This window comes from Sodalis glossinidius str. 'morsitans' (assembly GCF_000010085.1).
Taxonomy (GTDB): domain Bacteria; phylum Pseudomonadota; class Gammaproteobacteria; order Enterobacterales; family Enterobacteriaceae; genus Sodalis; species Sodalis glossinidius.
Genome location: NC_007712.1, coordinates 1,605,077 through 1,627,118 on the forward strand (window position 1 = coordinate 1,605,077; position 22,042 = coordinate 1,627,118).

At 46.5% G+C, this 22,042-nt stretch carries 14 protein-coding genes and 2 pseudogenes; 10 read left to right on the forward strand and 6 right to left on the reverse strand.

Annotated elements, in window-relative coordinates:
- The first annotated feature begins 35 nt into the window (after nucleotides 1-35).
- The gene (asmA, locus tag SGP1_RS08385; RefSeq protein ID WP_011410836.1) at nucleotides 36-1,841 is read left to right on the forward strand and encodes an outer membrane assembly protein AsmA; all 1,806 of its coding nucleotides are present in this window, start codon (nucleotides 36-38) and stop codon (nucleotides 1,839-1,841) included.
- 173 nt (nucleotides 1,842-2,014) lie between these two features.
- Here the strand turns inward: asmA and SGP1_RS08390 are convergent, their stop codons facing one another.
- Both SGP1_RS08390 and wcaK read right to left on the reverse strand, forming a co-directional pair.
- Nucleotides 2,015-3,334, reverse strand: coding sequence for a lipopolysaccharide biosynthesis protein (locus SGP1_RS08390; protein WP_041866776.1), 1,320 nt, complete (start codon nucleotides 3,332-3,334; stop codon nucleotides 2,015-2,017).
- Between the two features lie 149 nt (nucleotides 3,335-3,483).
- Nucleotides 3,484-4,752 (reverse strand): annotated as a pseudogene (wcaK, locus tag SGP1_RS08395) (colanic acid biosynthesis pyruvyl transferase WcaK).
- 2,174 nt (nucleotides 4,753-6,926) lie between these two features.
- Between wcaK and SGP1_RS08400 the strand changes: the two are divergent.
- From SGP1_RS08400 to wcaJ, 9 genes are all read left to right on the forward strand, one after another.
- On the forward strand, nucleotides 6,927-8,063 hold the full coding sequence (locus SGP1_RS08400; protein ID WP_011410839.1) for a polysaccharide export protein: 1,137 nt from the start codon (nucleotides 6,927-6,929) through the stop codon (nucleotides 8,061-8,063).
- Between the two features lie 5 nt (nucleotides 8,064-8,068).
- Complete coding sequence (locus tag SGP1_RS08405; protein WP_011410840.1) at nucleotides 8,069-8,497, forward strand: protein-tyrosine-phosphatase; 429 nt, start codon at nucleotides 8,069-8,071, stop codon at nucleotides 8,495-8,497.
- A gap of 15 nt (nucleotides 8,498-8,512) precedes the next feature.
- Complete coding sequence (gene wzc, locus SGP1_RS08410; RefSeq protein ID WP_011410841.1) at nucleotides 8,513-10,666, forward strand: tyrosine-protein kinase Wzc; 2,154 nt, start codon at nucleotides 8,513-8,515, stop codon at nucleotides 10,664-10,666.
- A gap of 158 nt (nucleotides 10,667-10,824) precedes the next feature.
- Entirely contained in the window at nucleotides 10,825-12,051 is a 1,227-nt protein-coding gene (locus tag SGP1_RS08415) for a glycosyltransferase (RefSeq protein ID WP_011410842.1), read from the forward strand.
- 81 nt (nucleotides 12,052-12,132) lie between these two features.
- Entirely contained in the window at nucleotides 12,133-13,047 is a 915-nt protein-coding gene (locus SGP1_RS08420) for a glycosyltransferase family A protein (protein ID WP_041866777.1), read from the forward strand.
- A 3-nt stretch (nucleotides 13,048-13,050) separates the two neighbouring features.
- Nucleotides 13,051-14,136 carry a glycosyltransferase gene (locus SGP1_RS08425; protein ID WP_011410844.1) on the forward strand — a complete coding sequence of 362 codons (1,086 nt, stop codon included), beginning with the start codon at nucleotides 13,051-13,053 and terminating at the stop codon, nucleotides 14,134-14,136.
- A 185-nt stretch (nucleotides 14,137-14,321) separates the two neighbouring features.
- Complete coding sequence (locus SGP1_RS08430; RefSeq protein WP_148203431.1) at nucleotides 14,322-15,275, forward strand: hypothetical protein; 954 nt, start codon at nucleotides 14,322-14,324, stop codon at nucleotides 15,273-15,275.
- The gene (locus SGP1_RS08435; protein WP_011410846.1) at nucleotides 15,253-16,338 is read left to right on the forward strand and encodes a glycosyltransferase; all 1,086 of its coding nucleotides are present in this window, start codon (nucleotides 15,253-15,255) and stop codon (nucleotides 16,336-16,338) included. Before SGP1_RS08430 ends, SGP1_RS08435 begins: the two co-directional genes overlap by 23 nt.
- Before the next feature lie 78 nt (nucleotides 16,339-16,416).
- Complete coding sequence (wcaJ, locus tag SGP1_RS08440) at nucleotides 16,417-17,811, forward strand: undecaprenyl-phosphate glucose phosphotransferase (protein WP_011410847.1); 1,395 nt, start codon at nucleotides 16,417-16,419, stop codon at nucleotides 17,809-17,811.
- 60 nt (nucleotides 17,812-17,871) lie between these two features.
- Here the strand turns inward: wcaJ and SGP1_RS08445 are convergent, their stop codons facing one another.
- From SGP1_RS08445 to pflB, 4 genes and pseudogenes are all read right to left on the reverse strand, one after another.
- Entirely contained in the window at nucleotides 17,872-18,093 is a 222-nt protein-coding gene (locus SGP1_RS08445; protein ID WP_041866779.1) for a hypothetical protein, read from the reverse strand.
- Between the two features lie 130 nt (nucleotides 18,094-18,223).
- Nucleotides 18,224-18,454 (reverse strand): annotated as a pseudogene (locus SGP1_RS29395) (ABC transporter ATP-binding protein/permease); the annotation flags it as partial.
- A gap of 387 nt (nucleotides 18,455-18,841) precedes the next feature.
- Nucleotides 18,842-19,582, reverse strand: a complete 741-nt coding sequence (pflA, locus tag SGP1_RS08450) for a pyruvate formate lyase 1-activating protein (RefSeq protein ID WP_011410848.1) — start codon at nucleotides 19,580-19,582, stop codon at nucleotides 18,842-18,844.
- Between the two features lie 166 nt (nucleotides 19,583-19,748).
- Nucleotides 19,749-22,031, reverse strand: coding sequence for a formate C-acetyltransferase (pflB, locus tag SGP1_RS08455; RefSeq protein WP_011410849.1), 2,283 nt, complete (start codon nucleotides 22,029-22,031; stop codon nucleotides 19,749-19,751).
- Between the last annotated feature and the right edge of the window lie 11 nt (nucleotides 22,032-22,042).

Here is a 22,042-nt window from a genome sequence, read left to right on the forward strand (position 1 = left end):
GGCCTTGGCATCGGGTTATAACGAAAGAGGACCGCATGAGAAGATTACTGACGACGCTGTTCATTTTACTGGTGGTGGTGGTGGCCGGACTGACGGCTATGGTGGCGCTAATCAATCCCAACGATTTTCGCAGCTATATGATCATGCAAGTAGAACAGCGCAGCGGCTATCATCTGGCTCTGGAGGGTGATTTGCGCTGGCATGCCTGGCCGCAATTAAGCATCCTCGCAGGCCGCATGAAAATCACCGCCCCCGGCGCGACGGTCCCCCTGGTCAGTGCGGAAAATATGCGCCTGGATGTGGCGCTGTGGCCGCTGCTTTCTCATCAACTGTTGGTAAAGCAGGTCATGCTGAAAGGCGCGGTGATTACCTTAACCCCCGACAGCGCGGCGCGGCGCCCTGAAAATGCGCCTATCGCGCCGGTGGGCACGCCGGAACCTGTAGAAGGCAATGGCTGGTCGTGGAATATCGGCAGCCTGCAGGTCGCTGACAGTCTGCTTATCTGGCAGCGCGATGCCAACGAGCAACTTAATTTGCGCGATTTGAATTTGCAGATGAAACAGGATGATGCGCGCAAAGCGAGTATCGAATTTTCTGGCCGTCTTAATCACGATCAGCGCGATTTGGCGGTCTCGCTTAACGGTAGTCTGGATCTGAGTCAATATCCACGTCAGGTCAGCGCGTACATGGATAAATTCAATTACAGACTACGTGCGAGTGGCTTGCTGGAGCAGGGAATAGAAGGTGGGGGAGCCTTTAACGCCGATTACTCCGCCGTCAATCAAACCTTGACGCTCGGTGGGTTAACCTTCAGTGCTAACGACAGTGAGTTAAGCGGACAGATAAGCGCCCGGCTGGGCGAGCAGCCGGTATATCAACTTGATTTAGCGGCGAAGACCCTGAATCTGGATACGCTGCTGGGTTTGCAGCCGCTCACCGATGACAACGAGGCGCGGGCGCAAAACCAAAACGCCGGCAGCGGTCGACCGGTCATTGCCAATAGCGCCCTGACGGATAATGCCCTGTCCAATCTCAATGATTTTAACGGGCAGCTCAACCTGAGCGCCCAAAACGTTATTTATCACGGTCTGACGATGACCGATTTACAGGTGAAGGCGGACGACCGCCGCGGGCAGCTCACTTTAAACACCTTTACCGGAAAGCTTGGAGAAGGGACGTTCAATCTGCCGGGTACGCTTGACGCCACCGGTGAGCAGCCGGTGTTCCATTTGCAGCCGCAGCTTACACGTGTCGCTCTTGGCCCGCTGCTGAAAGCGTTTGCCTTACCTCAGACATTGACCGGCCAGCTCTCTTTACAGGGAGAAGTGCAGGGACATAACTTTACCGCGAACGATTTCGCCCGCGCCTGGCAAGGCTCGGCGGCCATGACATTGGATAACGCCAAACTGGAAGGGCTTAATATTTCGCAGTTAATTCAACGAGCGGTAACGCGTACCAATGGTAATGTGGGGGCCGAGGAGCGTGCCGAGCGTTATTCACAGGTCCGTCAGCTTACCGCCAACGCCACCCTCAACCGGGGCAATCTGCGTCTTGACAATCTGGTGGGCGACTCCGATTTGCTAGCGCTGACCGGTGACGGCGCGCTGAATTTGCCGGCCCGGCAGTGTGATGTGAACTTTCAAATCCGTGTGCTGCAAGGGTGGAAAGGTGATCAGCAACTGGTGAGCATGCTCACCTCTACCGCGATTCCGCTGCGGGTGTATGGTTCCTGGGATGCGTTAAATTATCAACTTAATGTGGACCAGCTTCTGCACAAACGCCTGGAAGATCAGGTTAAGAAACGGTTGAAGGAATGGGAGCGCCAAACCAGGGAAAGGTGAAAAGGCATCGGGTGATGGGGCGACTCGGGAGCGGTGAAAGGCAAAACAACAACGCCGCAGCAAGCGTTACCAACACGACGAGTGCGATGGCGCTTGGCTATCGCACTAGGGACGCGTGGTAGAAGAGTGTCGTCGCTCGCAAAAAAAACGCTTCCCCAGGCAGCGTTTTTCGGTTAAAGGCTAATATAAAGTTGATAGTGATTGATCAGATAAATTATCAAAGTGACGACAATTGTTGTCGGTAACCAGTTACGTAAATGAGGGAAAAGCCCCACATCGACAATCGGCTTGATGAAAAAGGGGTAAACCAGAAACGAAATGGTCACTTGCGAAATGGACAGCGCAGAGGCGATGACCAGGATGTTTTTGCTCAATAGGGCCAACGCTAAGATCCCGAGCATCACGACGCCGGCAATGATATTCCAATAGAACTCGATATGAGTTTTACCATTCGCCTGGGTAATCGCGCCGGTCAAGCCTCCCATGGGTCTGAGCACGCCAAGCAACAGCATATAAGGTATCAGTACCGCGACCTGTTCATGGTGTGCGCCATAGAGGATCCTCACCACCGTCGGTGCAAAAATATCGATGATCAGGAAAAGCAGTGCGCTTGAAGAACAAATGGCGAATGTTGAGTTAAGATAAATCTTTTTCAATTCACTTTCTGAACTCTGTTTTTCAGCGAAGCGGGGAAGGGCCAAGCGATTAATCACCGGCGTCAGCAATTTTAATGGCTGCAGGACCAGATCTTTTGCCAGTGAGTAGATCCCGAGCACTTCCGGGCCCAGGAATTTTGCCAACAGCAGGGAATCTGCTTGAGTACGAAATTGATTGATAATCTGCGAGCCTAATTGAAAGCTACCATATTTTAAGGCTGCCTTGAAACTATCACCTGAGAATTCAAAAGTGGGATGCCATGTCTTCTCACTGAAATAAAGTATACAGATAAGTTTAATCAGCGCATTGGTAAACAACCCAAGAATGACGGCGGCTGGACGTAATGGCGTAAAATATAATAGTGCTACCGTCACCATGAACGCAATGAGTTTAGAGAACATTTCTATACGTACAAGAATAATAACTTTTTTGAGTTTAATAAAATGAGCTTGATACTGGGATAGGCCTCCAAGAATAAGAAAGTTAAGGCTGGTCAAAGCGATCAATCCAGTTAATTCCGGGATTTTATAGAATAACGCTAAAGGGTAAGCCATCAGCACCAATAAGCCTGCCGTCATAGCGCCTAACATAGCATTGACCCAGAAAATGGTACTCTGCTCTTTGCGTGTAATTTGCTGACGATGGATAAGATAACTACTCATACCCATATCTTGTAAAACCATCGCTATAGCGAGGATAGAATTGATAATTGCGATAATTCCGAGCTCTCTGGCACCTGTCGTCCTGGCCAGAACAGACAGTTGCAGTATTTGCATTAAAGCGGCAAAACATGTACCGCTAAAGAGCCAAATGGCCTGTTTCTTAATATCGCGCACTGAAGATTAACTCCCAATTGGCCGTATGAAAATCTTGCCTGCTAATTCTTATACCTGACAGTACAAAAGGCCACGTATAAAATGTAAAAAAATAGCAAACTTCGTATCCTGACCAGTCTGCATTGTGGCAAACCGGTCTCAGACATGACTTAAGCAGAAATTTTATTTAATAAATCCTGGTTAATGATTTTGCCTTTGTCCTGCTCCTGTGCTACTGCATTTTTAACCTGCAGTTCCAGTGAGGAAATGTTTTCTATTGCATTATGATATTTTACAATAAGTTGCCCATTAATCAATTATTTGATATCAACAGCCAATTCGGGCAACCCTAACTGCTGCATAATACCCAGAGATTTATGCTCATAATTAATAGCAATAGCCGGCGTGCCAAAATTTATTGAAATAATGGCCGAATGAAGCCGGGTGCCGATAGTCAGTTTGCAATGAGAGAGCAACTCACCCAGCTCCAGATCATTAAACTTGTCCATAATGACATGGAACCTATCGGGGCTTTCCACTATGTCCTTCATATGAAGGGCAATCATACGATCATCATTGTGATAGCTATCAATCCCCGTACAGGTTGAAAAAGCGATAACCTGTTTTCCCGAACGGGTGATTTCATTGATTAAATTAGCAAAAGCGGTCATGTACTCCTGCTGAGTAATGCCGAGACATTTGTCGAAAGGCGCTAATTTGAGAAATGTCATCGCAATGCTATCGGAAGCCTCGATCACCCCCCGCCAATATTCAAGAGCATAAGCAGAACGACTTTGGCTCAATACGAGTTTCACCAGCCATGCCGTGTCGATACCCGCGATGACCTTATTAGTGGGTATCTGGCTCTTTTTCATCACGTCAAGGCTAACGCTTTCGCACAAAATGAGTGCATCGACTTTTTTGAACACAAAGTGGGCGACATCGTTGAAGCTCTGCTTTTGGAAGGGGTTCACGCTATGTCCGACCATGAATATGGGTTTATTAGCTAAAAAGTCGCATAACGCATGATCAAACTGGTGGGACCCGTAGAGATCAACAAAAAAAGATCCGCCCACCTTGATAAGGGCATCGTACTTTTTGATTTCATTGATGAAGTTTTGATAAACGGGGGGGATTTTGAAACTTTTGTAAAGCCCCTTGTTCTCGATATGCGATATGATTATTTTATGGGTAAATCTGTTGGCGATCTTTTTAATGACTTTATGCACCAAGCCACCATTGCCGCTGCGCCTGGCCGCGCTGAGAGTGTCTTTTCTGATATCCCTTCCTATGAGGTAGCGGGAGCTTTGCGCATAGCGGCTAACGATGTCTATTTGAATACCGGGTGCCAGCTCTTCTAACGATTGTACGATACCGCACAGAATGGCACTATCTCCCCTATTGCTGCAGGTGTGATTACCAACCAAAAGTAATTTCATTTCTACCTCATTAGAAAATTATAGAAATCAAGCGCAAAATTTTTTTACAGCCCACCAATAAAACAAAAGTGTAAAAGAATATGACAATATAAAAGGGTTTACTTCTTTTCATTTCGCACGGCTTTCTCGGACGTCATATCGCTATCGACACCGCTTGTGCGAACAAAAGAAAAGCGCTGCAGACCTGACCCTTAGGATGATTCCGCCAAGAAATCCTTCTAAGAATATCTAACTTGATGAATTTTCCTAATTTTCCCTGTGAATCTCTCAGGACACAAGCCTTACGGCGCGAGCGAAGGGGTTTTTCGGATTATTACCTGTCTTCGTTAGCGCGCTGTTTTGGCGGTAAGAAGTCAACTATATGAATGTTTCGCGAAGGCCGCCAGCAGGATACTCGGTTAGAGAAGCATAAGAGCACTACGCTGGGGGATAACGCTTGTTAACCGCTTAACAAAATAGCCGCACATCCTGAAAGAAAGTTCACGTCACACCAAAAGCCCTCTTAAATAGCGCAGCTTTTGTCGTTAATGCTGTGCTGCGACGCTAGGTGTCCCGTCATAGGCTGGGACGTAGCGCGGTTAACGTGTAACGCCCGCGTCTGGGGAAGAATTTGCCGCAATGAAGAGTAGGGTGCTCTTAGGCTCGCCTGCGTTCTTATGCTCACCGCGTCGGTTTGCCTACGATGGGTAAGGTACGCTATCAGCGGCGCACGATGAACCCCACCGCGACCGACGTAAAAATAGTGATACTTGTCAGGATTCATATGCATTTCACTTTCATTTCGACGCCAGATGATCTTTCCTTTTTGTGATACAGAGAGGAAGGGCTGTGATGCAAAGCGGCTAAAGATGAGCAACAAGAGGATTCAGACACAAGACGCCACGGCGGTACAAACACAGGGGTCTACACGCTTGCCCAGAAATAGCAGGTGTTCATCTCTGCCACCTGTCGCAAATGTACGCCGTCGCTATTTTGCGTGTAGTCGAAATGTCATACACAGCGTCATCGAGACTAAAAAGTATAATTTTGCAGATATTTTATACTTATAAGCCTAACACCGGCTATGCTTGCTAAATAATCGTGTGAGTCGTGTTGGCTGTCGATTTTACCCCGTTGACGGATCCTGGCTAAATCGAGGAAAAAACGACCATTCCATAACAAATGCAATTACCGGTGCTTCGCCAGGGGCCGCTTCTCCGAAAAAGCCGGTGGGCTGAACTACAAGACAAGTTATAAGAAACTTTGCTAAAATTCGTGTAGTTACGTTATATCAACCATCCTCTGTCCTTAATGTGAGATATATAACATAACGGAAGATTGACCCTCGCCTAGTCTTAATCCTAAAACGGGCGGACAAAGCCAGCAATTTCTTGTAAAGATACGATTAACAATTAGTATAGCATTGATAAGATGCTCTAACGGTAACGCGGTGTTAAATGGATTTTGGTTTTTTCTGCGCTGGCGGCAGGGCAAAGGAAACATCGAGGACTCAGGAACGTCATTGATGGTAAGTACTTAGCGCATTGGTAGCTACGAACCAAGGGCGGTAGCGTGTTAATTTGCGGCCATCCTGACGATGGCATAAGAGCGGGTATGGATAGGATTTTCTTATCTCCGGGATCTGAGTGTTTAATACAGGCTTATGCACCGGTGGTATACAAAATTTGTGCTTCTGGTCGCCGCTCATCCTCTTCTTTATCTTGCTATAATAGCGATGAGCTACCCCACGACCCTATTAAATCACATCGCGTGTAATGAAAAAATGACGACCGCAAGGTAAATAAACCGATCGTTTTGAAAACATTTCTCTATGTCGGATTAATAATAATATTCATTTTGTAATGAGATTGCGTACACGGAAAGGGCCTGGCTTTCGATGATGTTGCCGGTAGGAAACTACTTCAAGACTTTTTCAATGTATTAAATGAAGCGTTTCTTATTTCCTGGAGAGTCATAGTAAATAAAGGAATTTTTTCGTGTTTTTATTAACTTACTGGCTATTAGAATAAAATTATAGGACTTACCATATGAAAAAAACAGGAAATCAATGAGATAAGTGATAAAACAATTAGGCTCTAACCTACTTTAGGATATTAGTCCACCGCAATTGAGAGTGGCCGAGAGGATTAAAAGAAAACATTTTATAATTTAATTGTGACAGTGATGATAACTCAATGATTAAAGCGAAATTAAAATTGGTACCGTCCATGTTGTTGTCTATGAGCGTTCTGAGTGGCTGTACGGTCATTCCAGGAACGCATTTACCAACGGGCGATAAAACCATAATTAAATCGGACGATGCGGATTTTGATATTGGCAAATATGTTAATGTGTTTGTGCTTACGCCATCCGTTATCGACCAATTGCGTGATAAACCGATTGTTGCTCAGCCGAATTCCCTACTGGAAAGAGAACTGCAAAATTATCAGTATCGCGTAGGAATCGGCGATGTATTGAGCATCACCGTCTATGACCATCCTGAATTGACCACGCCGGCCGGCACCTACCGCAGCGCCAGCGACTCGGGTGACTGGGTACAGTCAGATGGGACCATTTTCTACCCCTATATTGGCCGAGTCCGGGTCGCGGGTAAAACCGTCTCTGAGATTCGCAACGATATCTCCGGACGTTTAGCGCAATATATTGAATCGCCACAAATCAATGTCAGTATTGCTAATTTCCGTTCGCAAAAAGCTTACGTGACCGGAGAAGTAGCGAAGTCCGGTGAACAGGAAATTTCAAATATTCCCTTGACCGTGCTGGATGCTATCAACAAAGCCGGCGGTTTAACTTCAGACGCCGATTGGAGCAATGTGGTATTGACCCATAACGGACGTGGTCAGAAAATCTCGCTGCAGGCTCTGATGCAAAATGGCGATTTGCAGCAAAATCGTCTGCTATACCCGGGTGATATTTTGTTCATCCCCCGCAATGATGACCTGAAAGTGTTCGTAATGGGTGAAGTCACCAAGCAAGCAACGCTGAAAATGGATCGAAGCGGGATGACGCTGACAGAAGCGCTGGGCAACGCAGAGGGCATTAATCAAACGACCTCCGATGTAACGGGTATCTTCGTTATCCGGCCAAACCCAGATAAGAGCGCCGGCTCCAAGTTGGCTAATGTCTATCAATTGGATCTGTCTGACGCAACATCGCTCATATTGGCTACGGAATTCAGATTAAAGCCTTATGACATTGTTTATGTCACTACGGCGCCGATAACGCGTTGGAACCGTGTTATCAGTCAATTGCTGCACACCATCAGCGGCAGCCGGTCGATTTATTCTACTGGTCATGATTCTGGTTGGTAATGGCAATGTTTAATAAAATTCTGGTCGTCTGTGTCGGCAATATCTGCCGTTCTCCTACAGGGGAGTGGCTATTAAAGAAATACATTCCAGATAAGACCATCGAATCGGCCGGCATTAATGCCCTTATTGGTAATGATGCAGATGCCAAAGCGTTAGAGGTGGCAAAAAAAAACCAGCTTGACATCGTTGGGCACCAGGCCAGGCAATTAAACCGGCGATTGTGCAAAGACTATGACCTCATCCTGGTCATGGAAAAGGGCCATATAGATGCGGTATGCCAAATTGCTCCTGGAGCAAGGGGAAAGGTCATGCTTTATGGGCATTGGATCGCGAAAGAGATCCCCGATCCTTACTGCAAAAGCCTTGAGGCCTTTGAGGCGACCTACTTGCTGCTTAAACAAGCTGCTCGTGAATGGGCGAGTAAACTGAGTTAGATAAGGATTGGAATATTGAATAAAAATAATTTGTTCGTAGCCAAAGAGGATAGCAATGAGGTTGATCTGGGCAGAATTTTCGGCTCCATCATCGACTATAAGTGGCTAATTTTCTCCATTACATCATTGGCCGCCATTCTGGGCATCCTTTATACCCTTTTTGCTACCCCAATCTATCAAGCTGACGCTTTGGTCCAGGTTGAGTCCACCACCGGCAGCCAGATTATTCAAAACATGAATAGTCTGTCGTTGGAGGCGAAACCCGTCTCAATGACCGAGATCGAACTGATAGAATCTCGCATGGTGCTTGGTAAAACGGTCGATGATTTAGGCTTGGACGTCACCTTACAGCAAAAATATTTTCCGGTACTTGGCAAAGGCTGGGCCCGGCTAACCGGCAAAGAAGCCGGACGTATTGCACTATCCCGACTGCGCTTGCCGTCTGATATGTATAATGTTCCCATGACGTTAATCATTACGGATAAGCAACATTATCAATTAAAAAATGACGATGGTGAAGTCTTAGTAGAAGGCCAGGTGGGGCAATTGGCCAGCAAGGGCGATTTTGGGTTGCTGATTAGCGGGATAGAAACCGAACCTGGCACGGAATTCGAGGTGGTCAAACACCCTACGCTTGGAGCTATTAATAATATTGCCAATAACCTGCTCGTGGAAGATAAAGGTAAAGATACTGGCGTCTTGTCGATGACCTACACCGGGCCCGATAAAGAGCTGATTCGTAAAACGCTTGACAGCATCACCCAGAATTATTTATTGCAAAATATCGAACGGAAATCCGCTGAAGCGGAAAAAAGTTTGAATTTCTTGCAAACGCAAATTCCAAAAGTTAGAGCGACCTTGGATGATGCAGAGAACAAACTGAATACTTTCCGCCAGCAGAATGATTCCGTTGATCTGTCGCTGGAAGCGCGTTCGGTGTTGGATAGCCTGTTCAATATTGATGCGCAACTAAACCAGCTGACTTTCAAGGAAGCGGAAATATCCAAGCTTTACACCAAGGAGCATCCGGCTTACCGCACCTTGCTGGAAAACAGAAAAACGCTAGAGAATGAAAAGGCTGAGTTATCCAAGCAAGTGAGTGCATTGCCCAAAACCCAGCAGGAAATATTGCGCTTGACGCGTGATGTGGACGCTAATCAGGCCATCTACATGCAATTGCTTAACCGTCAGCAAGAGCTGAATATTACCCGCGCCAGCACCGTAGGTAATGTGCGCATTGTCGATCCCGCCGTGACGCTGCCGGAGCAAATCGCGCCCAAGAGTGCGCTCATTATCCTTGGATCCGTGGTGGTGGGATTAGTGTTGTCACTGATATTCATTATCCTTCGCACCATATTGCATCGTGGCGTCGAAAGTCCTGCTGAACTGGAAGAAGCGGGAATCAACGTCTACGCTAGCGTACCGCTTTCCGAATGGCAGCAAAAAGTCGATCGGGAATTCAAAAGTGGTAGCAAAAAACGTCACAGAGAGACATTATTAGCGCTCAATAATTTGAGCGATCCGGCGATCGAAGCCGTACGTAGTCTGCGTACCAGCTTGCATTTTGCAATGCTTGAAGCCAGAAATAACATTCTGATGATCTCAGGTGCGAGTCCATCCATTGGTAAGACGTTTATCAGTTCCAACCTGGCGGCGTTAATTGCCCAGGCCGGACAGCGGGTGCTGCTGATAGACGGTGACCTGCGCAAGGGCTATGTCCATGAAATGCTCGGGCTTAATAACCAGAAAGGGCTTACAGAGCTTCTGTCTAACCAAACAACGCTTGAGGTCAGTATCCAGAATTCGGGGGTAAGCAATTTTGATATTATCACCCGTGGCCAGGTACCGCCGAATCCATCTGAGTTACTGATGGGAAATATACTGGAAGAGATCCTAGCAAAAGTTTCTACGCTCTATGATATGGTGCTGATCGATACACCACCAATTCTGGCGGTAACGGATGCGGCGGTTATTGGTCATCATGTTGGCACCTCTCTGCTGGTGGCTCGCTATGGAATAAATACGCTGAAGGAAATTGAGATCAGTATTAACCGCTTTGCCCAAAATGGAACAGAAGTGAAAGGGGTTATTCTGAACTCGGTGTTTAAACATGCGCGCAATGTCTATAGTAGCTATGGCTATTATGAATACAAATCAGACAATAAATAATTAATCAGCCCTATAGCCCTATCTGATGTGATAGGGCTATGTTCAGCCGGTGGTAACATACACGACAACAAACATCTTTTCCCCTGAAAAAATTAGTGCAATAAATTAATTTTGCAGCAGGTGATTGATTATTTTTATTTTATTAAGGGAGATGATCATTGAAAGTTACTTTTTTTCTTGGCCGATTTCCAATTCCTTCTGAAACATTTGTCCTCAATCAAATCACATCGCTAATCAATTTAGGTCATGAGGTGAGTATTGTTGCTGTATGGTCAGGTGCCAACGATTATAAACATAAAAATTATTTTGATTATAACCTGCGGGATAAAACTCATTACCTGTTGCCCAACGAAAAAAAAGGGACCCTGGCAAAAACCTTGAATCGGCTGTTAAGCATCATTGGCCATCTCGGGCGCAAGCAGGTACGTGTGGCAATGGATAATAGACGATTTGGCGCTCATGCCAAATCCTTACTTCTCCCGGCGGTAATCGCGCAAAATCCACCGCAATCACCCGCGGACGTGATCATTGCCCACTTTGGGACTGAAGGCGTCCTGGCGATGAAGTTATGCGAACTTGGTTTACTTAAGGGAGCCATTTGTACTGTATTTCACGGCATCGATATCTCCCAAACGGACATTTTGCAGCGCTATCAGACAGATTATCAGCGTTTATTCAAAGAAACCGAATTGCTTATGCCCATTAGCTATTTATGGAAAACAAAGCTCGAAAAGATGGGTTGTCCTGCGGATAAAGTGAAAGTTTTCCGCATGGGTGTCAATGTTAATGACTATAACTATCAACCGCGTACCTTGGCACATGATCGGTTGGAAATTATAAGCGTGGCGCGACTCATGGAGAAAAAGGGGCTTGATGTCGCCATCAAAGCCTGCGCTCTGTTGAAAAGCCGCAACGTTGATTTTCGCTATCGGATCGTAGGCCATGGTCCTCTGGCGGACAAAATGCGCGCCCTCGTTGATGAATTAAACCTTAACGATAGGGTTACTCTTCTCGGCTTCCAACCGCAACACAAAGTCAAAGAATTGCTTGCGGAGTCCGATATCTTCATGCTGCCTTCAGTAACGGGCGCCGATGGTGATATGGAAGGGATTCCGGTAGCGTTGATGGAAGCAATGGCCGTGGGGCTGCCAGTTGTTTCGACATTCCATAGCGGAATTCCGGAGCTCATCGAACATCAAAAAAGCGGCTGGTTGGCACCTGAATATGATAGTGAGGCGTTGGCGAATATTATTGAAAACATCCTCAATAATAAAGGTTCTCTCCGTCAGATGCTAGATCATGCGCGTGATAAAATTGAAACCGAGTTTAATGAAGACATCACTAATCAAGAATTGAGCAAGTCTTTAGTGCGTAGTTTCACCTGACAGCTCTGAAAGGTGATTAATCTAATAAAACTTGTGTTTCCACTTTCCTAGAGGTTTGACATGATTCCCCCAAGAAAAAATATGTCAGTCGTTGTACCTATATATAATAGTTCTTCCTATATCGAACAAACGCTCAAGAGCATCCAGGATTCATGTGAAGGGTATGAAATTGAGGCGATATTGGTTGATGACAAATCAAAAAATATTGAAGCAGTTAAAATAATTTTAGAAAAATTTCCTTTCGCAATGCTCATAGAGAAAGAAGAGAAATCAAACGCCGCGCATTCTCGTAATATTGGCTTTGAAAAAAGCCAGTACGAAAAAGTTTTTTTTCTCGATTCCGATGACTGCTTTACGTCACAGTATATATTGAACCGAAATCTTCTTATGGATGAAAACGAGTATGGTGTTTATTTTGGCGGCTATACTACCGTAGTGAATAATCGAAAAATCATCAGTCCAAGACCGGTTTATCAAAATGGCGACATGCGCGATTATCTTTTTCTCCAGCGCGGCGATTTCCGTACCTCAACCGTCTCCATTGATAAAAAATACCATAAAGGAACTGTTTTTGACCCCGAGATGAAGAAGCATCAGGACTGGGGCTTGGGAATCCGTTGCTATGACGCTAAAGAAAGAATTTATTATGATGACTCAACCTATATGATCATCCATGAAGGACGAAATGATCAAATGAGCGCATCTATGAATATAGAGGCAAGTGAGTATTTTGTTCAAAACTACCTTAGCGACAAAAAACATTTGTTGAACTTCGTGGAAGTTCACATCATCCGTGCCATCTGCAATAAAGATGACAAAGCATTGAAGTTCTTCTTCAGACTCATTGATGAAATCTCTCTATCCGGTAAAAAGAAATTGATTTTTGATGTGTTTCGAGTGGGTTCAAAAAAAGGAGTAATTGAAGTCACTTCACCGGCGCTTTATGCATTACGACGATTAAAAAAACGCTTTAGTAAAAAAACAGTCAGGTATTAAATAATGTATCGAAATAGAAATAAAGTTGTCTACGTTATCAACTCCTTAAACCCCGGTGGCGCAGAAATGGGATTGGAGTTATTACTGGATAATGGCCTGTTTTATGACACGGATTTGCATATTATTTGCCTGAGCCGTAGCCACTCTGATTTAGAAGATCGCATTTTTAAAAAGAACAAGCGGGGCGTTATCTTCCTGAATGATACCCCTGTTAATAATAAAAAATTATTGCAATATGCTTTTCAGCTTCATAAGCAGATACTGAAAGTGAAGCCTTCTGTGGTCATCACCTCCTTGTCGCAATCTGTCTTGGCGATAAGAATAATAAAAGCTTTCCATCGTTTTCAGCATATTACTTTTGAGCATAACACCCAATTTAAGAACCGTAGTGCCTGGCATTTGCTGAAGTTGACAGACCACCTATCAGACAAATTTTGGTGCGATTCTATCGCGATGCAGAAAGCGTTGCTGGCAAGAGCCCCGGGTGTAAAAAACCTAATTGTTCCTTTGTTTTATGTGAACGATATGGCGCCGGTAAAGCAGGACTATGTTGCAAGAGAACCCTTTAAGCTAATGGCCGTCGGCCGGTTAATGGCACAGAAAAACTATCCCTTGCTTATTCAAATCGTTAGGGCATTGCATGAGCGAGGCCTAGAGATTGCGTTGGATATTTTTGGCGAGGGTGAGTTAGCTTCCAAGCTTCGTGCCGAAACCCAAGCGCGGGGGTTAACTGACGTTGTTACCTTCAGGGGTTTCGTTAGAGATTGGCAGTCTGAAGCCAATCATTATGACGCCTATATCCTAATGAGCGATTTTGAAGGGTTAAGTATCGCGACATTAGAGGCCATGAGCGTTGGATTACCCTGCATTGTCAAGCCAGTCGGCGAGCTTGAAAATTATATTTCCGATCGCAATAATGGGCTGAAAGTCCTTACTCTTGAAGACGCAGTGAATGCTATATATGAACTGATCAATGATGCTGAACTGCGGAATTTTTTAGGCAATAATGCCAAAAGCTACGTCGCGGCACATTATTCTGAAAATTCTTTTCAAGCGCTTATCGAACAGGCTAAACGTACTTTGGAATAAACCCTATGAGATCTACAAGATTTAAAATTACCTTTAATAAGGCTCAAAGTTACCTGTTAGATCCCTATTTGTCTTTTTTTATATGGGTTTGTGTTTTTCTTTTCTTTCTCGTTGTGGCGGAGTTCAAGCAAAATATTTTTCCTCCGTATTATTTTTGGGACGCCAACACAATAAACAATTTTATCATGGTGAAAAGCAGCGTCACCAAAGGGGATTCCTATGCCAGCACGGCCGCGTTTTATCAGATAATTAACGTGGGTAAAAACTCCGCAATCTTTCCCGTCGTTTCTTCATTAATCATAAGTGGTTTCTTTTTTCTGATGCTCAAGAAATCTAGAGCGGATAAAATGACGTTGCTTGATTTTGGAATGTTATTGTATTGCATGCTCTTGGCAAATGTTTATATGACGCTGCTCAGTAAAGATTTCATCGTCATGCTGTTGATAATTCCATTTGTATTTCTGGCCAGTCGGGGAGTCATCGGACTCATTCTGTGGAGTTTACTGGTACTGGCCTACGCCTACTATTTTCGTGTTTACTATGTTTTGATACTTTTCCTGTTTTGGGGACTGTATATATTCTTCGCAAGGGTGAAAAAACCATTAACTATCATCTTCATGATTTTCTTATTTTTATTTTTCTTGTCTGTTGCATTTAAAGCCGGATTAGGTGTTGATTTAGATAACTACCGCAATATGGTTAATGATGTCAGGTCTGAAGCCTCCTCATTTAAAGTTAATACCATGATCGTTAGTTATATTCCTGGTGGAGGTTTGATAATCGGTTGGCTGAACGTGTTTGTGGTATGGCTCTGCATGATGATACCCATTCCGCTAATATTAACTTTTTCACCTTTTTACTTGATTATTGCATTTTTTATCAGCATGTTGTTTTATCGTGTTTGGAAAGCTATCGCAGTAGAATTAAAAAATAAGAATAATCTCCTTATGAAATCCATGCTTTGTTTCATACTAGCATTCACAACAATACAAAGCGTGTTTGAGCCTGATTACGGAAGCTATGTTCGGCATCTTTCACCGCTCTATCCTTTGTTCTTTTATGTGTTATTCGTCGCGCGCCGACAGAATAATCCTAAACAGGTTATGGATAATTTAAATGAAAGTATTTCACGCATCTGAAACGATAAAGGGAGGGGTTGCCACCGTACAAAAGCAACTCGCTCATGCACAGATACTCTCACCTGCTTTTTCCCAGGTCACGTGCCTGGTCCCCGCAGACCAGGTGTCGGAAATCGATGAAATTGATGCCGGGCATCTTCTGACCTTTCGGCGGACTGGCAGAGATGTGGGATCCTTTTGGCGGTTTTTATCCGCTTTTTGCCGTCATGTCTGGCGCGAAAAACCGGATGTCGTTCATCTGAATAGCACTTTTGCAGGCGTTTTGGGGCGACTGGCTCTCATCGCATTAAGACCCGTGCGAAAGCCCAAGGTTGTGTATTGCCCGCATGCTTTTGCTTTTTTGATGGATAACTCCGTCACTAAACGCAAGCTCTATGTTTGGGTGGAAAAATTACTCCTGACGGTGACCGACAAAATCATCTGCGTTAGCGATTATGAAAAAACTAGTGCGGTAAACCTGAATCTGTCGGCCGAGAAACTGGTGGTGGTACATAATGGTGTTCCGGACCGCGGCGGTGTTCATCATGCCGCGGCGTCCCCCACCAGCCTGAATTTGCTATTTGTTGGCCGACTCGATTTCCAGAAGGGCTATGACATCATAATTGATGCGATGCGCCAACTTCAGGGTAATCCTATTCATTTAACAATTGTAGGTGATAGCGTTAATGGGCAGCAGGAAAAAATCTCCTTGCCTAATATTACCTACACCGGCTGGTTGCGGTCGCATGAACTGGAAAAATATTTTCTGGCAGCAGATGTGCTCGTGATAGCAAGTCGTTGGGAAGGTTTCGCGATGGTTACGTTAGAGGCGATGAGTTATGCGCTGGCCATCGTGGCGAGCGATTCTACTTCCCTTCCCGAGGTGGTGATTGACGGTAAAACGGGTAGACTTTTCAAAAATGGCGATGCCAATGACCTTAAAGATAAAATTTTAGCATTACAGCATGCCGAGTTCAGAGAAATGGGAAGTGAAGGTTACAAACTATACAAAAGCAGCTTTACTTCTGAGTTGATGATTTCAAAGACGTTCCAGTTATATAACGAGCTGCAGAAGACACATTAATAGTAAAAAAAGCAACAGTAAAGCCCAAAGATTCCTCCTTTTTTGAATTTGGTAATTCTAATGCATCAGGTACCAACTATGAACAGCATAATTTCTCAACGAACATCGACAAACGAGTCACTCATTTCGGTGATCAGACGTTTTTCTGACATCTTCATCATGTTTTTCGCGCTCTTTGCGATTTGTCAGGTCAACAACATCCCGATGACCAATATGCATTTCTTTGTCGTGTTGGTGGCGTTAGTTGTTTTTCAAATGATAGGGGGTATCACTGATTTCTACCATTTCTGGCGCGGAGTGAAAATCAGAACCGAACTGCTGCTTATCTTGCAGAACTGGACGCTAAGTTTGATTATTACGGCTGGGATTATCTCCTTTGTGGAGGTCGTTAATATCACCTTTATGCTCTATGCAGAATGGTATTTGTTGGCATGCATTGGATTGGTTTTCTGCAGGTTGCTGATTCGTCATATTATCGGCATGGTACGCCATCGCGGTTACAATACCCGCAACGTGGCGATTGTCGGTAATTCGCCGGTAGGGGTTGAACTGGCAACCAGCCTGCTGGATGTGCCCTGGCTTGGTTTTAACATTGTGGGCATCTACAGTGATAATCCGGTGGAAATTGACGAAAGGCTGAACTACATCAGCGAGTATCGGCAAGTCATAGAAGATGCCAAAAGCGGCAAACTTGAGCGTGTTTACATTGCTATGCCGATGACAGAAGAAGCCAAGATTAAAGATCTGGTCGACGAACTGTGCGATACCACCTGTTCAATTATGCTTATACCGGATATTTTTACCTTTAGCATTCTGCGCTCGCGTTCAGAGGATATCAACGGACTGCCGGTTTTATCGATAGCAGATATGCCTTTAAATGGCATAAATATGGTGCTTAAGCGGATCGAAGATATCGTTTTATCGCTGATGATACTGCTGTTCATCACGCCAGTGCTTTTAGTCATTTCGTGTATGGTGAAATTCACCTCACCTGGCCCGATTATTTTCAGACAAAAACGTTACGGTATTGATTGTAAACCGATTCTGGTCTGGAAATTCCGTTCAATGAACGTAATGGATGACGGTGATACTATTGTTCAGGCCAAGCGTGGCGATTCCCGCTTAACGCCTATTGGCGGCTTTTTGCGCCGCACGTCGCTTGATGAGCTGCCGCAATTCATCAATGTGCTAAAAGGGGATATGTCTATTGTGGGCCCCAGACCCCATGCCGTCGCCCATAATGAGCAATACCGGAGTTTGATCAAGGGTTACATGCTTCGTCACAAAGTGAAGCCCGGCATTACCGGTTGGGCTCAGGTCAACGGCTGGCGAGGCGAGACGGATTCAATTGAAAAGATGCAGCGTCGTGTTGACTTCGATTTAGAATACATCCGCGAGTGGAGTATTTTGATGGACCTGAAGATTATTTTCTTCACCGTATTCAAAGGATTTATGGGTAAAAGCGCCTACTGAGCACCCATGCTGTGTCAGGGCGTTTGCGAATAGAATTATTGCGCTTTGAGTTAAGAGGGTTTATGAAATTTTTTTCCGAAAATCTTCGTCAGCTAAACGACGATCTTTTTTAATCCTAAGCGTCGTTACATTGCCTTTGTTACCCTTATTGCTAAACTCGAAAGAGGGCGCGGCGGCTGAGAAGTTGGCCGCGTCACCTTCACCTGCGCCACTACCTCCCGGCAATACGCCATCATCAGACGCCACTTCCTCTTCTACCGGATTTATCCAATCCATTTTCAATAAATTATCTGCTGTCGATGGCGGGCAATATGTTGGACGTTGCCCCAACCTCGATACGTTGCGTCAGACCCTTCCCAACCATGAGGGGCAAAAAATTATTCTAGCGGGTCGTGATTCTGCGCCAGCCAGGGAACTTGAACAGTTGGCTTTTAAATACCGCAAAGTTTTTGGTTTGCAGCGCGTCGTAAAACACCCGGTTTCATTGGTTGAACAACACGCTTAAATAAACGATAGCCAAAGACAAAATGATAATGAAGGCCAACAGGCCCCAGGCACGCCATTTTTCTTCGGAGTGCCAAAGTGGCGCAATGAGCTGCCAAATATCCCGCCAGCGGGCCGCTTTAATGTGGTTTGCTTTCATAACCCCTAATCACATTTATTGTTCAAGCAAACATGATACAACATTCTCTAATGTATCATGTTCATAAATTTGTAGGATTAGTACGTAAACATGTAATACACCGGAGCATAGAGCCTTCCCGTGGATGTCGAGATAAATACTGTCGGCAAACGCCACGCCGGAGTTGAGAATGCGATCGTTATCGCGGCACGCCACCGTACGCAGTCCCTCTCCGCCTGCAAGAAAAGTAGCCTAAGGGAAGAGTCGATACTTTTGCCGCCGTGAGGGCGGGAAGAGACGGTCTGAGCCGATAACATTGCGCCACGCTACGTTGCCGCTGGGCTTACATCGTCGCTGCGCTGCCGGCAGCGGAACCCGAGCGCAGGAGACGCGGAAGAGCCCGCCTGGTCAGTACATAACCTTATGACCGTAGCCGGCCAAAATGTCACGGATGTGATCCATGCTCGCGGTGGTGGGCGGTTTAACGCCCTCAAGGCGGTACTCCTCGCCCATGGCGATCCATTTGTGCTTACCCAGCTCATGATAAGGCAGCAGCTCGATTTTCTCGATATTGCTCATATGCTGGGTAAACTCGCCCAGCATGTGCACGGATTTATCGTCATCCGACCAACCCGGCACCACCACATAGCGCAACCAGGTCCGCTTATTAATCTTGGCCAGGTAACGTGCGAAATCCAGTGTACGATGATTGGAAACCCCGACCAGATTCTGATGGATATCATCGTTCATCTCTTTGATATCCAGCATGACCAAATCGGTGACCTCCAGCAATTCGTCAATCACCGGATCATAGCGGCGAACAAAGCCGTTGGTATCCACGCAGGTGTTGATGCCTTCGGCATGGCAGGCGCGGAACCAGTCTCGTACAAACTCTGCCTGCAAAATCGCCTCGCCGCCGGACGCGGTGACGCCGCCGCCGGACGCGTTCATAAAGTGGCGGTAGGAGATCACCTCACGCATGATCTCCTCAACGGTAATTTCCCGTCCGCCGTGGGTATCCCAGGTATCGCGATTATGGCAATACAAACAGCGCATCAGGCAACCCTGGAAAAAAATGATAAACCGAATGCCTGGGCCATCTACGGTTCCGCAGGATTCAAAGGAATGGATACGACCAGTAACAGACATGGCAGGGTGTTCTCCATTGATAATAGAATAATAAGTTTGAAAGACTGCTTACGGTAAGTATAGCCGTCAGACAAAACGCGCTGTTCCATTGGGTGCGCCGCGCTGAGTAAAAAGGCCACACTAAAGTGGGGCCTTTATTTTACGCCCTTTAAGACGGTGTGGGAAACTACATTGATTCAGTGAAGGTACGGGTAATCACGTCTTTCTGCTGCTCTTTGGTCAGCGAGTTGAAGCGGACCGCATACCCGGACACACGAATGGTAAGGTTCGGGTAATCTTCCGGATGCTCCATCGCCTTCACCAGCATTTCACGGTTCATGACGTTAACGTTCAGGTGCTGACCGCCTTCAACGCCGGCTTCATGATGGAAATAACCGTCCATCAGACCCGCCAAATTGGCTTTACGTACGTCGTCATCTTTACCCAGCGCCTTCGGAATGATAGAGAAGGTATAGGAAATCCCGTCCTTCGCATAGGCGAACGGCAGTTTCGCCACCGAGGTCAGCGAGGCAACGGCGCCTTTCTGGTCACGGCCATGCATCGGGTTGGCACCCGGTCCGAATGGCGCACCGGCGCGACGACCATCCGGCGTATTACCAGTTTTCTTACCATACACCACGTTAGAGGTGATGGTGAGAATCGACTGGGTCGGTACGGCGCCGCGATAGGTGGTCAGCTTCTGAATTTTCTTCATGAAGCGTTCAACCAGGTCGCGGGCGATATCGTCGACGCGGGGATCGTTGTTACCAAACTGCGGGTATTCGCCTTCAATGTCAAAGTTGATAGCCAGGCCGTCTTCGTCACGGATAGGTTTGACTTTGGCATATTTGATGGCGGACAGCGAGTCGGCGGCGATGGACAAACCGGCGATGCCGCAGGCCATGGTGCGATAAACGTCGCGGTCGTGTAGCGCCATCAGCGAGGCTTCGTAGCTGTATTTATCATGCATGTAATGGATGATGTTCAGCGCGGTGACATACTGTTTTGCCAGCCAGTCCATGAAATGGTCGGTACGTTCCAGCACGCGATCATAATCCAGCACGTCCTCCGCCAGCGGTTCCCATTTCGGACCGACCTGCATTTTCAGTTTTTCGTCCACGCCACCATTGATGGCGTACAGCATGGTTTTTGCCAGGTTGGCTCGGGCGCCGAAGAACTGCATTTGCTTGCCGACGACCATCGGGCTGACGCAGCAGGCAATGGCATAATCGTCGTTATTGAAGTCCGGACGCATCAGGTCATCGTTTTCATACTGCACAGATGAGGTGTCGATGGATACTTTTGCGGTAAATTTCTTGAAATTGATCGGCAGTTTTTCCGACCACAGGATGGTCATATTCGGTTCCGGCGATGGCCCCATGGTATACAGGGTGTTCAGGAAACGGAAACTGTTTTTGGTCACCAGCGTACGGCCGTCGATGCCCATGCCGCCGAGGGATTCGGTTGCCCAAATCGGGTCGCCGGAGAACAGTTCATCATATTCCGGTGTACGCAGGAAGCGCACCATACGCAACTTCATGACCAGATGGTCGATAAGCTCTTGCGCCTGTTCTTCCGAAAGCTTACCGGCTTTCAGGTCGCGTTCGATGTACACGTCAAGGAAGGTAGATACGCGGCCGAAGGACATCGCGGCGCCGTTTTGTGATTTGACGGCGGCCAGATAGCCGAAGTAGGTCCACTGCACGGCTTCCTGCGCGGTCGTGGCCGGCCCGGAAATATCGCAGCCGTATTTGGCGGCCATTTCTTTAATTTGGCCTAGAGCACGGTGCTGATCGGCGATTTCTTCGCGCAGACGGATGGTCTGTTCCAGCTCTTCGCCGTTTTCCAATTTGGTTTGCAGAGACTGGAACTGGGCGAATTTATCTTTCATCAGGTAATCGATGCCGTACAGAGCAACACGGCGGTAGTCGCCGATGATGCGTCCGCGGCCGTAGGCGTCCGGCAGACCGGTCAGTACGCCCGCTTTACGACAGCGCAGAATGTCGGGGGTATAGACATCGAACACGCCCTGGTTATGGGTCTTACGGTAGTCGGTGAAGATTTTTTTCAGACCCGGATCCAGCTCGCGATCGTACGCTTTGCAGGAGCTTTCTACCATTTTGATGCCACCAAAAGGGATGATGGCGCGTTTTAACGGTGCATCCGTCTGCAGGCCGACGACTTTTTCCAGCGATTTATTGATATAGCCGGCGTCGTGGGAGGTAATGGTGGCAGCAATATCGGTATCAAAATCGACCGGCGCATGGGTGCGGTTCTCGATTTTGATTCCTTCCATAACTTTGTCCCACAGCGACGCGGTGGCGGCGGTGGCGCCGGCCAGGAAAGCTTCGTCGCCTTCATAGGGAGTGTAGTTTATTCGGATGAAGTCACGCACGTTGACTTCTTTCTGCCAGTCTCCTGCGTTAAAACCTTCCCAGGCCGTGGACAGTTTGCTATTCAGATCGGTCATTATACACCTAC